At 60.1% G+C, this 17410-nt stretch carries 16 protein-coding genes and 1 riboswitch; of the genes, 5 read left to right on the plus strand and 11 right to left on the minus strand.

Annotated features, from left to right (window positions below):
- Window positions 1-60: 60 nt before the first annotated feature.
- The 7 genes from kamA to C8D99_RS14200 all read right to left on the minus strand — a co-directional run bounded on the left by kamA (window position 61) and on the right by C8D99_RS14200 (window position 6019).
- Window positions 61-1476 (minus strand): lysine 2,3-aminomutase, encoded by a 1416-nt coding sequence (kamA, locus tag C8D99_RS14170; protein ID WP_338024510.1) that lies wholly within the window; start codon window positions 1474-1476, stop codon window positions 61-63.
- Entirely contained in the window at window positions 1445-1906 is a 462-nt protein-coding gene (locus C8D99_RS14175) for a GNAT family N-acetyltransferase (protein WP_243833960.1), read from the minus strand. Before C8D99_RS14175 ends, kamA begins: the two co-directional genes overlap by 32 nt.
- Window positions 1900-2934, minus strand: coding sequence for a D-alanine--D-alanine ligase family protein (locus C8D99_RS14180; protein WP_133959163.1), 1035 nt, complete (start codon window positions 2932-2934; stop codon window positions 1900-1902). The genes C8D99_RS14175 and C8D99_RS14180 overlap by 7 nt, the downstream gene beginning before the upstream one ends.
- On the minus strand, window positions 2931-4007 hold the full coding sequence (locus C8D99_RS14185; protein WP_133959164.1) for a D-alanine--D-alanine ligase family protein: 1077 nt from the start codon (window positions 4005-4007) through the stop codon (window positions 2931-2933). The genes C8D99_RS14180 and C8D99_RS14185 overlap by 4 nt, the downstream gene beginning before the upstream one ends.
- Before the next feature lie 253 nt (window positions 4008-4260).
- Window positions 4261-4755: a rubrerythrin family protein gene (locus C8D99_RS14190; protein WP_133959165.1), complete on the minus strand. Its 495-nt coding sequence runs from the start codon at window positions 4753-4755 to the stop codon at window positions 4261-4263.
- 88 nt (window positions 4756-4843) lie between these two features.
- The gene (locus tag C8D99_RS14195) at window positions 4844-5635 is read right to left on the minus strand and encodes a family 1 encapsulin nanocompartment shell protein (protein WP_133959166.1); all 792 of its coding nucleotides are present in this window, start codon (window positions 5633-5635) and stop codon (window positions 4844-4846) included.
- Window positions 5636-5671: 36 nt separating this feature from the next.
- Window positions 5672-6019: an encapsulin-associated ferritin-like protein gene (locus tag C8D99_RS14200; RefSeq protein WP_133959167.1), complete on the minus strand. Its 348-nt coding sequence runs from the start codon at window positions 6017-6019 to the stop codon at window positions 5672-5674.
- A gap of 283 nt (window positions 6020-6302) precedes the next feature.
- On the opposite strand from C8D99_RS14200, the gene C8D99_RS14205 reads away from it, so the two are divergent.
- From C8D99_RS14205 to C8D99_RS14215, 3 genes are all read left to right on the plus strand, one after another.
- Entirely contained in the window at window positions 6303-6944 is a 642-nt protein-coding gene (locus tag C8D99_RS14205) for an exopolysaccharide biosynthesis protein (protein ID WP_166670216.1), read from the plus strand.
- Window positions 6932-9277, plus strand: coding sequence for an HD domain-containing phosphohydrolase (locus C8D99_RS14210; RefSeq protein ID WP_133959169.1), 2346 nt, complete (start codon window positions 6932-6934; stop codon window positions 9275-9277). The genes C8D99_RS14205 and C8D99_RS14210 overlap by 13 nt, the downstream gene beginning before the upstream one ends.
- Window positions 9278-9314: 37 nt before the next feature.
- Window positions 9315-9434, plus strand: a riboswitch (molybdenum cofactor riboswitch).
- A 100-nt stretch (window positions 9435-9534) separates the two neighbouring features.
- The gene (locus C8D99_RS14215) at window positions 9535-10359 is read left to right on the plus strand and encodes an ABC transporter substrate-binding protein (protein WP_133959178.1); all 825 of its coding nucleotides are present in this window, start codon (window positions 9535-9537) and stop codon (window positions 10357-10359) included.
- Between the two features lie 55 nt (window positions 10360-10414).
- Here C8D99_RS14215 and C8D99_RS14220 read toward each other — a convergent pair whose 3' ends face one another.
- Window positions 10415-10900 (minus strand): Hsp20/alpha crystallin family protein, encoded by a 486-nt coding sequence (locus tag C8D99_RS14220; RefSeq protein WP_166670217.1) that lies wholly within the window; start codon window positions 10898-10900, stop codon window positions 10415-10417.
- Between the two features lie 237 nt (window positions 10901-11137).
- On the opposite strand from C8D99_RS14220, the gene C8D99_RS14225 reads away from it, so the two are divergent.
- Complete coding sequence (locus C8D99_RS14225; RefSeq protein WP_133959171.1) at window positions 11138-11719, plus strand: flavin reductase family protein; 582 nt, start codon at window positions 11138-11140, stop codon at window positions 11717-11719.
- A gap of 85 nt (window positions 11720-11804) precedes the next feature.
- Here C8D99_RS14225 and C8D99_RS14230 read toward each other — a convergent pair whose 3' ends face one another.
- Both C8D99_RS14230 and C8D99_RS14235 read right to left on the minus strand, forming a co-directional pair.
- Complete coding sequence (locus C8D99_RS14230) at window positions 11805-13688, minus strand: TRAP transporter permease (protein ID WP_133959172.1); 1884 nt, start codon at window positions 13686-13688, stop codon at window positions 11805-11807.
- Window positions 13689-13808: 120 nt separating this feature from the next.
- Window positions 13809-14816 (minus strand): TAXI family TRAP transporter solute-binding subunit, encoded by a 1008-nt coding sequence (locus tag C8D99_RS14235; protein ID WP_133959173.1) that lies wholly within the window; start codon window positions 14814-14816, stop codon window positions 13809-13811.
- A gap of 143 nt (window positions 14817-14959) precedes the next feature.
- Between C8D99_RS14235 and pepF the strand changes: the two genes are divergently transcribed.
- Entirely contained in the window at window positions 14960-16813 is a 1854-nt protein-coding gene (pepF, locus tag C8D99_RS14240) for an oligoendopeptidase F (protein WP_133959174.1), read from the plus strand.
- A gap of 25 nt (window positions 16814-16838) precedes the next feature.
- Here the strand turns inward: pepF and C8D99_RS14245 are convergent, their stop codons facing one another.
- A complete protein-coding gene (locus tag C8D99_RS14245; protein WP_133959175.1) occupies window positions 16839-17303 on the minus strand; it encodes a LysR substrate-binding domain-containing protein in 465 nt (154 codons plus the stop codon).
- Window positions 17304-17410: the final 107 nt, after the last annotated feature.

Below are 17410 nucleotides of genomic sequence, written 5' to 3' on the forward strand. Positions count from 1 at the left end.
CGAAAAACTGAATCCGGCGGATAAAATAAGCGAAGGGCGCGGATATTCCGCGCCCTTCGCTTATTTGTTCTTATCGCCTTCAGCCCAGTGTTTTCTCCGCTTTTCCCGGGCGAGTTCCCGGGGTTCCAGCGAAACCGCTTCCCCTTCGAACAGGGATTCAATTCCTCCGGTATAGAGGTTCTTCGCCCGTTCGCAGGTCTCCCTGCACTTCCCGGCGCAGACGCTCCTGTTGTCGTCTGGTTCGGTGTAGACGGTGACGACCCCCTCGAAGTTCCGGAGCACCGTTTTCCTGTCCGACCTGGAGAGGACATAGTTCGGCATGACGGGGATCTTGCCCCCGCCGCCCGGCGCGTCCACCACGAAGGTGGGCACGGCAAGCCCGGACGTGTGGCCCCGGAGGTATTCCATGATCTCGATGCCCTTGCCGATGGAGGTGCGGAAGTGCTCTATGCCCCGGGAGAGGTCGCACTGGTAGATGTAGTAGGGGCGCACCCGCATTTTCAGGAGCTTCTGGTTGAGGTCCCGGAAGATGTAGGGGCAGTCGTTCACCCCCTTGAGGAGGACCGACTGGTTCCCCAGGGGAATTCCGGCGTCCGCCAGCTTCGCACATGCCGCCGCCGCCTCGGGAGTCAATTCCCGGGGGTGATTGAAGTGCAGGTTGATCCAGAGGGGGTGGTACTTTTTCAGGACGGAGCAGAGCCCCTCCGTCACTCTCATGGGGAGTACGGCGGGGATCCTGGTGCCGATGCGGATGATCTCCACCGTGGATATGGCCCGCAGCCGGGAGAGGATGAAATCAAGGGTCCCGTCCGACAGGGTGAGAGGATCCCCTCCCGTGATCAGCACGTCCCGTATCTCGGGGGTCCTGGCGATATAGTCAAGACAGCGGCTGATCTGGTCCTCCGTCCTCGGGGTGTCGTTCTGGCCGGCGAAACGTCTCCGCGTGCAGTGGCGGCAGTACATGGCGCACTGGTCCGTGACGAGAAGGATGCACCGGTCGGGGTACCTGTGGGTCAGTCCCGGCACCGGAGAGTCCACATCCTCGTGGAGCGGGTCGAGGAGGTCGGTGGGGGAGATCAGGGTCTCCTTCAGCGTCGGGATGGCCTGTCTCCGTATGGGGCAGTCAGGGTCGCTTCCGTCGATGAGGGAGGCGTAATAGGGGGTTATGGCCATCCGGAGAGAGTTAAGGCTTCTCTTCAGCGTGGCCGATTCCCCCTTGGAAAGGGGAAGGATCCTTGCCAGCTCGCCGGCGGTGGTGATCCTGGCCTTCATCTGCCAGCGCCAGTCGTTCCAGAGTTCTTCCCCGGCGGACTCCCGGAGCGCCTCCAGGTAGGGTCTGTTCGAGGGGAAGAGGGGGAGCGCCGGAAGGGCGCCTTCTCTCGGCTTTTTCGTCCTCAGGGACGGAGGGCGGGTTTCCTCCCCGTTCCCCTCCGCCTGGATTCCGTTACTTTCCGATTCTTTTGCAGTAGAGGACAAGATCGTCACCCTCCGAATAAAAGTCTGGAATGCGTCCGCATTCCCTGTAGCCCGTTGCCAGGTAGAAATGGCGCTGCCCGAGGTAGTCGTCCCGCCCGGCGGTTTCCACTCGCACGACCGCGCTGGGGGATTGCTCGAGCAGGGCCGAGCACATCTTTTCTTCCAGTATCCTGCCTATTCCCTTCTTCTGGTGCGCCGGGTCCACGGCGACCCAGTACAGGTCAAAGGCGAACCTGGTCATGGGGGTCGGGCCGTAGATCAGGAACCCCGCCAGGCTCCCTCCGTTCCACTCGGTGAGGAGGACGTAGTCCTTTCCCGGGTGGAGGGACCATTCGATCAGGACATCCTCGAGAACGTCAAGCTCTTCGGGGGTAAAGGCCCCGGTAGCCTTCGCCGCGTTCAGGCAGCGGTCGGCCAGCAGATTCACCACTGTTGTTCTCCTCTCCGCACATGTTCAAGGGCAAGCTCCACGATGCGGGCCGCCACTTCTTCCATTTCCATGCCGCCTTCGCGGCACTGCCTCAGGAACCCGCCGCCGGACCCCATGTCCGGGTTTGGGTTGACATCAATCACGTAGAGCGTGCCGTCCTTCTCCCTCAGGTCGGTCCGGAAGTATCCCCTGCATCCGAGAGTCTTCCCCGCTTCGGAGGCCAGCCGCTTCGCCCTCTCCTTCACCGGTTCCTCCGCCGGTTCGGGAACCAGGTCGTAGAGAGGGGAGTCAGGGTCCCACTTGGACCCGTAGTCGAGAAAAGGGCGCCCGGCGTTCCATTTGCCGTAGTCGATGACGGAAACGGCAGGAACGAAATAGGGATCGTTTCCGATGCAGGAGACGGAGTATTCCATCCCCGGGAGAAATTCCTCCGCCCTGACCCCCCCGGGGAAGAGCTTCAGTTTTTCTTCCGCTCTCCGGGGGAGGTCCTTCCGGTCGGTCACGAGGGAATGTTCGTCTATGCCCACGCTCCCGTCCTCCCGCAGGGGCTTCAGGAAGAGGGGAAGGGAAAGGTCGTTCAGGAGCGAAAGGGAGTCCCCGGGAAGGAGGGTCCTTCCCTCCGGAACGGGGATGTTCTTTGCCCTGAGCAGAGAGGAAACGGCATCCTTCGACAGGCAGGTTTCAAGGACTGCCGCTGGGTTTCCGGTGCAGGGGGTGCCGGTTTCCTCCAGCAGGGCGCTGAATCGGTGCTCCGCACCGCTGTCCGTGCCGAAGCCTTCGAAAAGGTTGAAAACGCAGACCGCCTCCGTTTTTTCCAGGTGCCCGGACACCCGATCCGGAGAGGCGAGCAGGGAAGGAGTGATGTCCCATGCCTCCGCCGTCCAGCCCGCCCGTTCCAGGGCACGGCATACCCACGCCCTTGCCTCCAGGGTGTCGGCTACATCGGGTCTCGCCTCCGGTTCAACGGCGGCGGCCACGAGAATAAGGGGCGATTTTTGAGGAGGTTCCTGGGCGGCGTCAGGCTTCATAGGGCATCAGCCTCCACGGGAAGGGCGGAGAAGGCGAGGCCGTTCCGGCGGAAGGCGCTCGCGAGGATGGAGCGGACCAGGTCCGGATAGCTGCCGCCGCTCAGACGGTGCAGGATGGGGAGATCACTGTACTGCGGAGAGAGGCCGGGCAGAGGATTGACGTCGATGATGCGGGGGATGCCGTCCCCGTCAAGCCGGAAATCCACCCTGGCCATGTCCCGGAGCTCCAGTGCCCTGAAGGCGGCTGCGGCGAACCTGCCGAGCTGCTCTCGCAGGGGGGCGGGAATGGTCTCGGGGCCGTCGTAGCGGATCCGTTCCAGGTAGTTTCGCTTCTCTTCCAGGGAGTAGAGAAACTCCTCCCTGGGGTGCACGGGAGAAATCCGCATCATGCCTGCTATCGCAGGCCGGCCGTTGCCGGTGACACCCACGGTGACCTCCGCTCCGGGAAGATATTCCTCGAGCAGGGCGGGCTGGCCGTAGCGATGCCATATTCGGCGGATCCGGTCCTCGGCCTCCCGGGGCGAGTGGGCCACCGAGTCGGTGAAGATGCCCTTTGAGGAGCCTTCGTACCGGGGCTTGACCACGTAGCGGAATCGCTGCCGGAAAAGCTCCGGCAGGACGGGCAGGTCTTCCTCCCCGCGGAATGATGAGGAAAGAGGCACGGGAATCCCCTCGGAGGAAAGAGTGCGCCCGGTGAGGAGCTTGTCCAGGGCCACCGCCATGGAGACAGCGTCGGACCCCCAGAAGGGAATGGACTCGCTCTCGAGGATGCAGGGAACCTGGGCTTCCCTCCCTCGGGCATCACCCCGTCCTTCGGCCAGATTGGCAACAAAGTCCGGCGCCTGGTCCCGCAGCCGGGGAAAAAAGTTCTCATCCTGTTCGCACAGGGAAACGGAAAACCCGAAAGATGCGATGGTTTCCGCCACCGATTCAACGGTGCTCAGGGGGTCGTACTCTTCGTACTTGTCGTCGGGCTCTCCGGCACCGGCGTTTTTTTTCAGGTTGTAGACGACGGAAATGCGGGAAACGGGGCGCAACGGAACTTCAGGATCACAGCCGTACTCGTCGTTCATGGACAATCTCCTCCCGGAGGTTGAAATACAGGCCGCCCTTTCCGGGCGGACCGGCGAAACATCAGATTGCGGGCAGGCTCGCCGATGAGACAAATGCCATATCTCCCCTCCTCCAGGAGTCCGCCCCGGAGTGAATCAGGGGCTGTTATCTGCGGATTATAGGTGTTTTTGACGGAAAAACAAGGGGGAAAAAATAGAAGAAACAGGCCGGGAAGAGAAGGGAAAAGGGGCCTCCGGAGAGGCCCCTCGAAGGTTATGCCACGGTGATGAAAACGTCTTTCTTTGCCTTGCAGATGGGGCAGACGTCGGGGGCGTGCCCTTCCTCCACGTAGCCGCACACGGGACAGAGGAAAAAGGTGGAATCCTTCCCCTTTTCCATGGAGGCGAGAGCTTTTTTGTACAGCTCACCGTGGGCCTTTTCCGCCTCGTTGGCGAAGGTGAAGGACCGGACGGCGTTCTTCTGCCCCTCTTCTTCGGCGTCCCTGATGAATCCGGGGTACATCTCGGTGAATTCGTAGGTCTCACCCTCAAGGGCGGCCTTCAGGTTTTCCGCAGTGGATTTCACGCCGCCCATGGTCTTGAAATGGGCCAGGGCATGAAGAGTTTCTGCCTCGGCGATGGTCCTGAAAAGCCTGGCAACGGCGGGGTAGCCTTCCTTCTCAGCCTGTTCGGCGAAGGCGAGGTATTTCCGGTTCGCCATGGATTCTCCGGCGAATGCTTCAGAGAGGCCTTTCATCGTCTTTTCCATTTTCCCGTTCCTCCTGCAGTAGATGATGTAGTGAAAAAGGCGGCCCCTGTGAGGCCGCCCCGTGTGCCGGATGTGAGCGGCGTTTTCGCTATGAGAGAGCCACCACGGCTTCCGGGGTGATCACCCGGAAGGTGAAGGATTCGGTGAAGAAGAGGCGGACCTTGCCGCCGTTCCGTTCCTCGAAGCCGAGGGAAAGGTCCTGGCCGAGGACGAGCTCGAAATCCCCGCCCCGAAGGGAGACCACGTAGGATTCGTCCTGGGTGGAGAGGATCACCTTGTCCACCAGGTTCCCCACATGCTTGGAGATGGGGTAGCAGGAAGCGGCCCCGTAGATGGCCTTCCAGAGTTTCGGTGACGCCGCGAGGGCGTAGGGGCCCTCCACTGCGTCTTCATGGAGTCTGTAGATGGCTGCCGATAGGGCGTCTACAATTTTCTCGGCGTCATCGCCGCCGAGCTTCACAGACCGTCCCTTTGCCGCAGCTGCGAGGCCTTCGATGCCGGCAGAGGCAAGTCCCTTGTAGACTGCTTTTTCCTCGAACAGGGCGATCTCCTTCGCGGCCTTCTCGAGAGTGGAGAGGTCGGGGTCTTTCGCGCCGCGGCTGATATTGTCCAGCTCCCAGATGTCCATGTCGAAGGTGTGCCTGGCTTCTACGAGGGGAAGAACCCTGTTTACGCCGATCTGGACGCCGTCCTTCGGCTGCTTCTGGGCCACGTCGAGCCTGCCGGTGGGATGGGCGCTGTATGACCAGCCCTTCGGGCCTTCCACGTCCACGAACTTCCGGGCGGAAAGATTAGCCGTGAGCACCTTTTTCGCCTGGCGGTCAAGTTCCGCCCAGGCCTCGGGGGTGATGAGAGAGGCTGCTCTTCTCAGAATGTCCATTCTAATGCCCTCCTTTGTTCTCGGGTATTTCCGGTACTACTTCAGGCTGCCTATGCCCAGCCCGCCGGGAGCGCCGCCCTCTCCGCCTCCCGCCTCGCCGGCAGTTTCGACTTCAAGGAGCGGAGCGGAAGTGAAGAGGTACGTTTTGAGTTCCTTGTCCCATCCTTCCATGTTGCGGCGGAGCCACTCGATGAGCATGGCCGCGTGTTCGATCTCTTCGTCCCTGTTGTGGGCCAGGAGTTCCTTCAGTTCAGCGTTGGGCGTGGCGGCCACTCTCTGGTTGTAGTAGTTGACGGCCTCCACTTCTTCCATCAGGCTCTTGAGCGCCTTTGCCTCATCGGCTGTCTTCTGGTCGAGAATATCCGCAGGTTCCGTGAACTGCATGGTATCTCTCCTTTCTTTCTTTTCGCCGGGGGCTCGTTGCTTCAATCCGACCTCACCGGTATGATTTTATCCTATTATACCCCGAGCAGAGGAAAACGAGGGGGTATTTCGGATTAACGATTGTTACATTGTAATTATTTTAATTGGCCTGACGACAGTATAGCAAAAAAATGGGATCGGTCAATATTAGTCAGGTGAAATTGCCGGCTCTTCCTGTGCTAGAATTCCATAATACGCGAATTTAACGCTTCAGGCGAAAAAGGAAAGGATGACATTCTCCATCATGACTGATCACGGTTTCGGCACCCTGTCTGCGGATTTCCGCAGGCTTCTCGCAGTGAAGGGCGGAAGCGACATGACCCTGGGAGACATCGTCTCGGCAGTGGGGGACCGGGGGTTCGGCATACTCTTCGTGCTGCTTTCCCTTCCGAGTGCCCTCCCCGTTCCCGCCCCGGGGTACAGCACGCCCTTCGGGGTTGTCCTCTTTCTTCTGAGTCTGCAGCTTCTGGCAGGACGCCCCGTTCCGTGGATCCCGGAATGGGCTTCCAGAAAGATCATCAGGAGGAGCACTGCCGACAGGATGATAAAAAGCACCGCCGCCTTCTTTTCCTTCGTGGAGCGGTTTATCCGGCCCCGGTTTCCGATACTCACAGGCAGGACCGCGGCGAAGGGGTACTGTCTTCTCCTCCTGGCCATGAGCGGGCTGATGATCCTCCCCATCCCTCTCACGAATACCCTTCCCGCCATGGTGATCTTCTGCGTGGGGGTGGCCATGACGGAACGGGACGGCCTGGCCCTCCTGGCGGCTCTTTGCTTCGGAGTGGCCGCAGTGCTCCTCTACACCGCGGCCTTCTGGCTCATTGCAACCTACGGCCTCCAGGGGATGAGGGAAGCGAAGGAGATCATCAAAGGGTGGCTTTTCTGAGCTCTCTTCCCTCTCAAAAGGAAGAAAAAGACGACGGCACCTCTCTGAGCAGGAAGATGGCCATCCTGCTGGCGGGTTTCCTCGTAGTCACTCTCGCCCTTACGGCGGGGAGCTATTCTCTGACCGCCCGGAGCGTCCGGGCGAGAGTGGAGGAAGCCGGCCGGAGCATTGTCTCGGAAACAGCCCTTACCATCGAAGAATATTTTTCCAAGCTCCTCTCCCTGACCTCCGGCCTGGCGGTTTCTGTGGCGGCCCTTCCCGAAAGCGGTTCGCCCGCAGCCCTGGCCGGTTTGTTCGGCAGGTTCCTTGAATCTGCCCGTATCCAGGGGGTCCAGAATGTTTTTATGGGATTCGAAACCGGGGGATTCACGGATGCAACGCTCTGGGTCCCTCCCGGGGGATACGACCCCCGGATCCGCTCATGGTACGTGGAAGCCCTGAAAAAGGAGAGCGCCGTTGTCACTTCGCCCTACAGGGACCTGATCACCGGGGAGCTTATCGTAAGTGTCACCGCTCCCGTGATCACTCCCTCCGGTGAGCTCCTCGGCGTTTTCGGCCTTGACGTGAACATGGCTCACGTGAGGGAAAAAGTGGTTTCCCGAAAGGTATTCGGCGAAGGGGACGGATTTCTCGTAGACAGGAAGGGGTTTTTCCTGGCGTCCCCTTTTCCGGAATGGGATCTGTCGGAGAGCATCGTCATCCCCTCGGCGGCGGTGCCTTCCTCCCTCTCCACCTCCGCCAAGGCGCTGCTTCTCAGGGAACCCGGGACCGCCCTCATCCCTTTCAGGGGTGAGAGTGCCATGCTCTTCCACTCGCCGGCAGGGGAGCACTTCACCCTGGGGATGATTCTGCCGGAGAGGGTGTTCCGCCGCTTCGTACAGGACATAGCCGCCCTCCATCTTTTCGGAGGATTCGTCATTCTTCTCCTCGCCTCCGTTCTGCTTTTCCCCACGGTCCTGGGCCTGAGGCTCTCTTTCGCTTCCCTTTCAGCCGTGGCGGACGGAATAGCGGAGCGCCTTTCCGGGAACAGGGACATTACGGAAACGGCTTTCAACGTGCAGGTTCTGGGGGCCGAAATCGGCGAGGCCGTGGAGGATTCCCGGGTGACGGAGTTCAGGCGCTTTCTCAGAAGCCTGGAAAATGCCCTGAAGATCATCGGGAGGCAGGGAGAGGAAATAGCCGCCCTCACGGAAGAAGCCCTGGCCATACAGGACAATCTCACCGATGTGAACCGTGAGCTCACGGAGAGGCAGAAAATCTGGAGAAATACGCTGAACGTCATGGAGACCGTTTCGGGCACGGGCGAAAGCGGCGGGAAGCTTCAGAGGATCGCCGAAAGCATTCGGGAGAGCACCGGTGCCTTCGGTGTACTCCTGGCACACCACAGGGACGGAGCCCTGAGAAACCTGGCCATCAGCGGTTACCGGTCCGCAGCGCTTCTGGATTTCGCTATTCCCCTGGAGGGAAGCGTGGCCGGACGGGCCTTCAGGGAGAAACGGCCGGTATGGGTTGAAAATGTGTCTCTCGAACCGGAGTACGGCATGGTTCACCCCGAGGTGGCGACGGAAGTGGAGATTCCCCTTGTGCACCGCGGCAGAAGCGTGGGGGTTCTCGAGGTGGCTTTTGCGGGCGAAGGCAGGCCCAGGGACGACGAACTCATGGAAACCCTGATGCCCGTTGCGTCCGCCCTGGCCGGCCTCTTTGACGTGGAAGACGCCCGCAGGGAAATCAAGGAATCCTACAGGTACCTGGCTGAAAAACTGCAGTCTGTCACGGAGATTCACCATCTCGAGACGGCGGACCACATGGACAGGATCGGCGCCTACTCACGCCTCGCCGCGGAAGCCCTGGGAAAATCCAGGGAAGAGCAGGACGACATCGAGATCTTCTCACGCCTGCATGATATCGGGAAGCTCAGGGTCCCCATGTCCATCCTCGGGAAGGCCGGCCCGCTTACCGGAGAGGAGATGGCCCTCGTCCGAAACCATCCCCGGTGGGGTGCGGAGCTCATCGGGGGCGCGGAATGGCTTGCCGCGGCGAGGCGGATCTGTATGACCCACCATGAAAAATGGGACGGCAGCGGTTACCCCCTGGGCCTTTCGGGGGAGGAAATTCCCTGGGAAGGGCAGGTAGTGGCCCTGGCTGACGTCTACGATGCCCTGCGGTCCCGCAGGGTCTACAAGGACTCGATGTCCCACGAGGAGGCGGTCCGCATCATCCTGTCCGGCGACGGCAGGACGGAGCCCGGCCATTTCGGCCCCGAGATCATCGAATTTTTCAGGAAATTCCACGGGGAGATGGACAGGATTTTCGAAAGCCGCCGGGTGAGGTAACAAAAACCGGCGCTCCCGTGGTATCATAAACACAAAAGAATATGCTTATCTCCGAGCCCGTTCGCCTACAGGATTTTCCCACGGCGGCGGGCCGTCAGGGTCCGTCCGGAAACAGGCGGGCCTCCCGTGTTCGGCAAGGAGATAGCGGACTTCACTGGAGCCGTTCCCTGCCGTTTGTCGTAGGGGAACGGTTTTTTTGTGTTTTTGTGTTTCGCGATCAGGCACACTACAACATAAAGGAGGAAATTACAGTGAAAATGAGAAAAATGCGGTCGTTTCTGTTCGTCTGTCTGTTCGTCTTTGTCCTTGCGGGGGCCGCTTCCGGCGCGGAGGTTCTCCGGATGGCCACCACCACCAGCACGGACAACACGGGGCTTCTTGATTACCTGGCCCCTCTGCTCCTTCAGGAGAAGAACATCGAACTCCAGTGGGTTTCCGTAGGTACGGGCAAGGCTCTTGAGTACGGCCGGAACGGTGACGTGGACGTTCTCCTGGTCCATGCTCCCGAGGTGGAGAAGAAGTTCGTCGCCGACGGATGGGGTGTCAACCGCCGCCAGGTGATGTACAACGACTTCATCGTGGTGGGCCCCGTTTCCGATCCTGCGGGGATCAAGGGGATGGCCGCCGCCGATGCCCTGAAGAAAATCGCCGCCGTCGCGGCTCCCTTCGCCAGCCGGGCCGACAAATCCGGGACCCACGTGGCGGAGCTTGTCCTCTGGAAAAACGCCGGCATTCCCGAACCCGACAAGGAGAAGTGGTACATCCAGACCGGCCAGGGAATGCTTGAAACCCTCATGATCGCCGATGAGCGGAAGGGCTACTGCCTCACCGACAGGGGAACCTTCATCAAGTACGAGGATTCCCGGAAGGAGCAGGGGGGGCTGGTGATCATCGTCGAGGGTGACGACTCCCTGAAAAACCAGTACAGCGTAATCGCCGTCAACCCGGCAAAATGGGAGAACCTCCGGTATGACCTCGCCGTGGCCCTCATCGACTGGATGGTGTCCCCGTCGACCCAGAAAGCCATTGCGGACTTCCAGCTTCTCGGAAAGCAGCTCTTTTTCCCCAACGCCGAAAGATAAACAACAAAGGAGCGCCGGAAACTCCGGCGCTCCTTTCCTGATGTGTTCCCGTTTCCTATGCCTTTTCCTCGATGGCCACTTTCTTCATCTTCTCGGCCTGGATCTTTTCCGAGACTTCCACGGTGAGCACGCCGTTTTTGAACGTCGCCTTCGCTGTGTCCGGGTCAACCTCCAGGGGAAACTGGATGGACCGGGAGACCTTTCCGAAATAGCGCTCCGACCGGAAAAGGTCGTTCTCTTCCACCGTTTTCTCGTCGGATTTCTCCGCCTGGAGAGTCAGCCGGTCCTCGAAAACATTCAGCTCCACCTTTGACGGGTCGATGCCGGGAAGCTCGAACTCGGCGAAAACTTTTCCGTCCTTCCGGTAAAAATCCCCCCTGGGAACCGCAGGAACCCTTTCCGTCTCCTGGGCATACCCCATATCGGAAGAAAACTCGCCGAATGCCCGGAGCATGTCCCTCATCATCCTGTCCACCGAAGCGAATGGTGCGATGGGCTGTGCCATGTCATTGGGCCGTATGGCCAGGAATCTCCGTGTCATTGTCTCCACCTCCATGAGTCTGATCTATATTGACCTTGTGATCATAATTATATACGTCAGTATTGGTTAGACAAGGGCGAAAAAGAGAAATGAGCAGGAAATAAAGGTAAATATGGCCGCATTTTGGAGACTGCCTCCCGTTTTCTCTTTTTTTCTTTGTATTTCTCCTGCGGGGAAAAGAAGATGCCTCTGAAGGTGTACAATGAAGAAAAGTAATCTGACAAGGGAGAGTGTGCAATGAAAAAGGACATAGGAATCTCCACCCCTCTCTATCCCGCGCCGGCCCTGGTTGTGGCGGCCTATGGCACCGACGGGCGGCCCGGCGGGCTCATGGTCGCCTGGGGGGGAGTCTGCAACTCGGAGCCGCCGTGCATTTCGGTGGCCGTGGCGAAATCCCGTCATACCCTGGAGGGAATACTGGAGAAGAAGGCCTTTACGGTGAACATACCGTCGGAGGCCCAGGCCGCGGAAGCTGATTTTTTCGGCCTCGCGTCGGGAAGGGATACAGACAAGTTCTCCGCGGCGGGACTCACCCCTAAAAAGGGGGATATCGCGGACGCTCCCCTCATCGAGGAGTTTCCTGTTTCCATGGAGTGCGAGGTCGTTCAGTTCCTTGATCTCGGATCCCATATCCTCTTCGTGGGAAAGGTGGTCAAGACCTGGGCACGGGAAGAGTGCCTCGACGAAAAGGGCTATCCGGACCCTGAAAAAGTGCGCCCCCTGGTTTTCGCTCCCCGCACCGGGAAATACTTCGGCCTGGGGGATCTTGTGGGAAAGGCCTTCGGCGAGGGGAAAAAGTTCCTGCCGAATAAGTCCTGAAGGGGGCTTTTCATTCTGCCGCTGCAAATAAAGGAGCCCCGGCCTTAAAAAGCCGGGGCTCCTTTCCGCTTCAGGAGAAATTTCCCTAACGTACTTCTGGGGTATCCGCCCTGGGGCGGAGCAGCAGAAAGAGTCCGATGACCGCGGATGTGCTCCCGAGGGCGATGGGAAGGCTGCCGTGAAGGGCCAGGAGGCCGAATGCCGCAAAGCCAAGCCTCTCAGGCAGGGACAGCCTCCGCTTTGTAAAGCCGGTGATGGCGAATCCCAGTCCCGCCATGGCGGCGACGCCGCTGACGATGGATATGATGTTGCCCATGAACGTGCTCTTGAGGAGCAGGCCCGGGTCGTAGCAGAAGGCGAAGGGAACGATGAAGGCGAGGATCCCCAGCCTGCAGGCGGCAAACCCCGTCCTGTTGGGAGGGGATCCTGCGATGGATGCCGCGGCGTAGGCCGCCAGGGCCACCGGGGGCGTAATGTTCGAGATGATGGCGTAGTAGAACACGAAAAGGTGGGCCGCCAGGGGCATGATTCCGATCTTGGCCAGGGCGGGGACGCCGAGGGCCGCGCCGAGGATGTAGGCGCTCGTGGTGGGGAGGCCCATGCCGAGGATCAGGGAGACGATGGCGATGAGGATGAGGGCAAGGAAGGGAATGCCGCCCGAGAGGGCGAGAACGGCCCCCACGAATTTGAAGCCGATGCCCGACAGGGCCACCGAGCCTATGACGAGACCGGCGGAAGCGCAGGCGGTGCATATCAGGGGTATGTTTTCCGATCCGTCGTGGATGGCCTGCAGGATTTCCTTCGGTCCCATTCTTTTCCCCGGGTTCAGAAGGGAGACCGCCCAGGCGAGGGATATTCCGGCGATGGCGCCGTACATGGGCGTGTATCCCGCGAGAAGCATGTACACCAGGAGGACGATGGGGGACATCATGTAGAGCTTCTTCATCACCGACCTGATTGAGGGAAGCTCGTCGGCGGGGAGCCCCTTGAGGCCGTCCCGGAGGGCCGTCAGGTGGACCATGAGGAGGACCGTGCCGTAATAGAGGAGCGCCGGCAGGACCGCGGCGATCATGATGGTGTTGAAGGGCACCCCGAGAAGGGCGGCCATGACGAAGGCGCCGGCTCCCATGACGGGAGGCATGATCTGCCCTCCCGTACTGGCCACCGCCTCCACTGCGCCGGCAAAGAAAGGCTTGTAGCCGATCCGCTTCATGAGCGGGATGGTGAAGGATCCTGTTCCGTAGACGTTGGCCACGGCCGATCCCGAGATGGAGCCGAAGAGGGCGGAGCTGAGCACGGCAATTTTCGCCGGGCCGCCGGGGGCGGTTCCCGTGAAGGCCTGGGCGAATTCCATGAAATACTCTCCTACGCCGCTCTTTTCAAGAAAGCCGCCGAAGATGAGGAAGATCATGACAAAGGTGGCCGAGACTCCAAGTGAGGATGAAAAAATGCCTTCGTCGGTGAGGTACATTCCCTCGACCAGCCTTTGAAACTCGGTGGGAACGCCCCTGAGGAGCTGGGGCAGGAAGGGGGCGTCGCAATAATAGGTGTAGACCGTGAAGAAGACCGCCACGATGACCAGGGGAAGACCGACGATCCGCCTCGTTGCCTCGAGCAGAAGGATGATCAGCAGGGTTCCCAGGACGAGCTGGGCCGTCGTCAGGTCGTCCACTCCCTGCATCCGCATCATGATCTCATCATAGTTCAGCATGATGTAAATGCCGGGCAGAGCTGAAAGAGCGGCAAAAATCCAGTCGAACCATGGTACGGATGTTTCAATGGCCTGTCGTTTCCTGCCTGCCGCAAAGGGGTAGAGCACGAAACACATGGGGAGGACCCAGGTAAGGTGGATCGCTCTCTGAAGGTACGCCTCGAAGGTCCCGAAAACCGCAGTATAAATGTGAAAAAGGCCCATGGCCAGAACGTAGACATACAAACCCTTTGCCACGATGCCGTCGAGTTTCCTCATGGAATGAACTCCCTCCTTGAAAACACAGGGGCTGCCGGTAACAGGCAGAAGTGCCCGGAACGAAAGCAAAGGCGGGCTGGTTCAGCCCGCCTTCCGGTTCAAAGTGCGAAAAGAAATGGTCTAGTTCTTGGAGACTTCGTTCCAGTAGCGGACGGCGCCGGGGTGGCTGTTGATGGCCCCGCCGGGGATTGCCGTTGCGGGAGTGAGTTCGTTGATGTCCACCACTGCCTTGGAGAGAAGCTCCTGGTTTTCGTGCATCACCTTGCACAGGTCGTAGACCAGCTGCTCGTCAAGGTCTCCGCGGACCACGACGCAGGTGTAGTCTCCCACGGCTTTCACAGTGGGGGTCTGTTCCGTCACGGACTTGTAGATCCCGGGATCCACAGTGAAGGTGACGGTGCCGTAGGCCTCGCCGACCTTGTCCAGGGTTGCCTGCTCGATGCCCAGGAGGACGATGTCCGTCTGGCTCTCGATCTGCATCACTATGGAAGCGACCTTGCCCACGGAGAAGGCGAAGACGTCCAGGTGGTTGTCCGCCAGAAGGTCGGCGCCGCCGGAATAGGAGGCGTATTCAACGGAACCGCCCCAGTCCTTGAGTTCCTTCCTGTAGTCCGCGATGCCGAAGCCGGCTTTGAAGACGCCGTTGACGATGAATTCGGAGCCGGTTCCCGTCTTGAGCGTGGCGAACCGGGTGGGGACTTTCTTTGTGACGAGGTCGTCGAGGGAGGTGATGCCGTGCTTCTCCGCAAAGTCCTTCCGGGCGATGAAGTAGGTGTACTGGGTGTAGAGATTCGCCATGACGACGGCGTTGCCGGTGGGGTCCTTGAAGGGCGCGTCGCTCGCCTTCTGGCCCACGGCAACCATGGAAGTGTTGGAGAACCCGAGCTCGCCCTTGGCGTTGTGGGCATTGATGATGTTGGCTACGGCGCCGCCGGTGATGCTGGTGGTGGGGATCAGCTTGGACGTCCAGAGGTCGGCGAGGGCGCCGCCGAGGGCGAACCAGTTGCCCCCCGGAGGGCCCGCCATGAAGCGGAGCTGGTCAGGCTTTACGGTCTGGGCGGAAAGGGCTGAACCGGTCAGGGTGAAGATGAGCGCAACGGCTGCAAGAAGGAGAACGCGCTTTTTCATTTTTTTTGATTCACACTCCTGTTAATATGGATTAGAATTCCTGGGAATTCGATACAGAAATAATAAGGGCTCGCCAAAAAGGTGTCAATGAACAGGCGGACCTTTTTTTCTTTGAACGTTAAAAATGAAAGGAGTTTTCAATCATGAGCCACTGTCGCCCGTATTCGGGCACCTTCACCGGAGAAGCCGGTCCCTCCGGCAGAATTCCCCCGAGAAGCGAAATCCCTCAGGAGTACACCTGGAACCTGGAGGCCGTCTTCCCTTCAGCTGATGAGTGGGAGGAATCCTTCCTCCTTCTCGGCGGAGAAATGGAGCGGCTCGGCGGCTATTGCGGGAGGCTTTTCGAGTCTCCGGAAACGCTGCTGGAGTTCCTGAAGCTCGAAGAAGCGGCTTCGGAGCGGCTGGGCAAGCTCTACGCCTATGCCGTGATGAAGAGCCACGAAGATACCGCCGATGCCGCCCGGCAGGCACGGGCCGACAGGGCCGGCACTCTGCTGGCCGCCTACGGCGCCGCTCTCTCCTTCTACCGCCCGGAGGTCCTCGCCGCCGGACAGGAGAAAGTGAACGGGGCCATCGAAGGCTGTTCCGCCCTCGGGAAGTACCGTCATCACTTCGACGACCTTCTTCGGACCGCTGGGCATGTGCTCGGCCTTCAGGAGGAGGAGATTCTCGCCCGGTCCGGGGAAATAGCCAGGACGCCGGAAAACGCCTTCTCCCTTCTGACGAATGCCGATCTCACCTTTCCGGTGATCCTCGACGAAGCGGGCAGGGAGACCGAACTCTCGGAGGAACGGTACTACCTCCTGAGCCGGTCGAAGGACCGCAGGGTGAGGAAGGATGCCTTCGAGGGGCTCTTCACAACCTACGGGAAATACCGGAACACCCTCGCCGCCCTGTACTCCGGGAGCGTGAAATCCGACCTCTTCTACTCGAGGGCCAGGAAATACCCCTCGGCCCTCGAGGCGTCCCTCCACGGCGACAATATCTCCCCTTCCGTCTATTCCATGGTGGTGGACACGGTGAACCGGAACCTCGACGCCCTCCACGGCTACATGGCCCTTCGGAAAAAAGCCCTCGGGCTGGAGGAGCTGCGGATGTACGATCTCAACGTGCCTCTTGCCGACGAGCCCGAAACCAGGATTCTTTACGGTAAGGCCGTTGAAATGGTGACGGATGGGCTTGCGCCTCTCGGGGCGGAATATCTGGACGTGCTGAAAAAAGGTTTTTCCTCCCGGTGGATCGACGTCTTCGAGAACCAGGGGAAGAGAAAAGGGGCCTATTCCTGGGGAAGCTACGGGACCCACCCCTACATGCTCCTGAACTACAACGGAACCCTCAGGGACGTGTTCACCATCGCCCACGAGGCGGGACACTCCCTCCACACGTGGTTTTCCCATGCCGGGCAGCCGCAGGTCTACGCCGACTACACCATCTTCCTCGCGGAGGTGGCATCCACCACCAACGAGGCTCTCCTCCTGGAGTCCCTGCTGGAAAAGGCGCCGAAGGAGGAGAAGATCTTCCTCCTGAACCACTATCTCGACCAGGTGCGGACAACAGTATACAGGCAGACCATGTTCGCCGAGTTCGAAAGGGAAACCCATTCCCTGGCGGAAAAGGGGGAGGCCCTCACCGCCGAGCTCCTCTGCGCACTGTGGAAAGAACTGAACGAACGGTACCACGGTCCGGAAATGGTCCTGGACGACGCCCTGTCGGTGGAGTGGGCCAGAATTCCCCATTTTTACAGCGCTTTTTACGTGTACAAATACGTCACCGGCTTCGCCGCCGCGGGCTGCCTGAGCAGCAATATTCTCCGTGGCGGGGAGGAGGAGAGGCGGCGCTATATCCGCTTCCTTTCCAGGGGCAGCTCGGCCTATTCCCTGGACATTCTCCGGGAGGCCGGGGTGGACATGACCTCGCCGGTTCCCCTGGAGCAGACACTCCGCAGTTTCAGGGAAAAAACGGCCCTCCTCGAAGAACTTCTGGAACAGGGATCGTAACGAAGGCGGCCCTCCGGGGCCGCCTTCACTTCAGGAGGCTGCGGCACTGCTCCTCCAGCCGCTTCACCATCTCCCACCCCGCATAGGACAGTCCCCTGGTGGATGAATAGACGCACTGGATTTCCCAGGACAGTTCCTCCATTCCGTCAAGGATCACAGGAGCAAGTTCTCCCGAGGCAAGCTCTTTCTGGACCGAGATAGAGCTGGTAATGGCCACCCCTACGCCCCGAAGGGCGAGATGCTTCGCCATCTCGATTTCGTCAGTTTCCACCTGGCCGCCGAACCTGATCCTGTTCCGGAGGAGAAATTCGTCCACATAGGTTCCCAGGGGGCAGTCACCCGCAAACCGGATGAGCGTCTCCCCGGCGGTCTCCGCAAAGGAGGCCTGCCCCCGCAGTGCCCACGGATGGAAAGGTGCGGCCACCAGCACGAGAGGATCCTCTCCTAGGAGCCTGTCGGACTTAGGCCACATCGGATAAAATAGACTCATCCCGACCAAAGGCGGCGAAAGAGCATGGTGACCAGATTCCAGACAGTAGACAGAGCGACTCCGTACATACTCCCCCAGTCCATTGAGGACTGGCTTCCCGAAGACCA

This window comes from Aminivibrio pyruvatiphilus (genome assembly GCF_004366815.1).
GTDB classification, from domain to species: domain Bacteria; phylum Synergistota; class Synergistia; order Synergistales; family Aminobacteriaceae; genus Aminivibrio; species Aminivibrio pyruvatiphilus.

What these genes read in the sequence shown, in the direction of transcription:
- C8D99_RS14180 (WP_133959163.1), bottom strand. Translation starts at nt 2,934, where the DNA reads ATGAAGCCTGACGCCGCCCAGGAACCTCCTCAAAAATCGCCCCTTATT.
- C8D99_RS14185 (WP_133959164.1), bottom strand. Translation starts at nt 4,007, where the DNA reads ATGAACGACGAGTACGGCTGTGATCCTGAAGTTCCGTTGCGCCCCGTT.
- C8D99_RS14190 (WP_133959165.1), bottom strand. Translation starts at nt 4,755, where the DNA reads ATGGAAAAGACGATGAAAGGCCTCTCTGAAGCATTCGCCGGAGAATCC.
- C8D99_RS14195 (WP_133959166.1), bottom strand. Translation starts at nt 5,635, where the DNA reads ATGGACATTCTGAGAAGAGCAGCCTCTCTCATCACCCCCGAGGCCTGG.
- C8D99_RS14200 (WP_133959167.1), bottom strand. Translation starts at nt 6,019, where the DNA reads ATGCAGTTCACGGAACCTGCGGATATTCTCGACCAGAAGACAGCCGAT.
- C8D99_RS14205 (WP_166670216.1), top strand. Translation starts at nt 6,303, where the DNA reads ATGACTGATCACGGTTTCGGCACCCTGTCTGCGGATTTCCGCAGGCTT.
- C8D99_RS14215 (WP_133959178.1), top strand. Translation starts at nt 9,535, where the DNA reads ATGAGAAAAATGCGGTCGTTTCTGTTCGTCTGTCTGTTCGTCTTTGTC.
- C8D99_RS14220 (WP_166670217.1), bottom strand. Translation starts at nt 10,900, where the DNA reads ATGACACGGAGATTCCTGGCCATACGGCCCAATGACATGGCACAGCCC.
- C8D99_RS14225 (WP_133959171.1), top strand. Translation starts at nt 11,138, where the DNA reads ATGAAAAAGGACATAGGAATCTCCACCCCTCTCTATCCCGCGCCGGCC.
- C8D99_RS14230 (WP_133959172.1), bottom strand. Translation starts at nt 13,688, where the DNA reads ATGAGGAAACTCGACGGCATCGTGGCAAAGGGTTTGTATGTCTACGTT.
- C8D99_RS14235 (WP_133959173.1), bottom strand. Translation starts at nt 14,816, where the DNA reads ATGAAAAAGCGCGTTCTCCTTCTTGCAGCCGTTGCGCTCATCTTCACC.
- pepF (WP_133959174.1), top strand. Translation starts at nt 14,960, where the DNA reads ATGAGCCACTGTCGCCCGTATTCGGGCACCTTCACCGGAGAAGCCGGT.
- C8D99_RS14245 (WP_133959175.1), bottom strand. Translation starts at nt 17,303, where the DNA reads ATGAGTCTATTTTATCCGATGTGGCCTAAGTCCGACAGGCTCCTAGGA.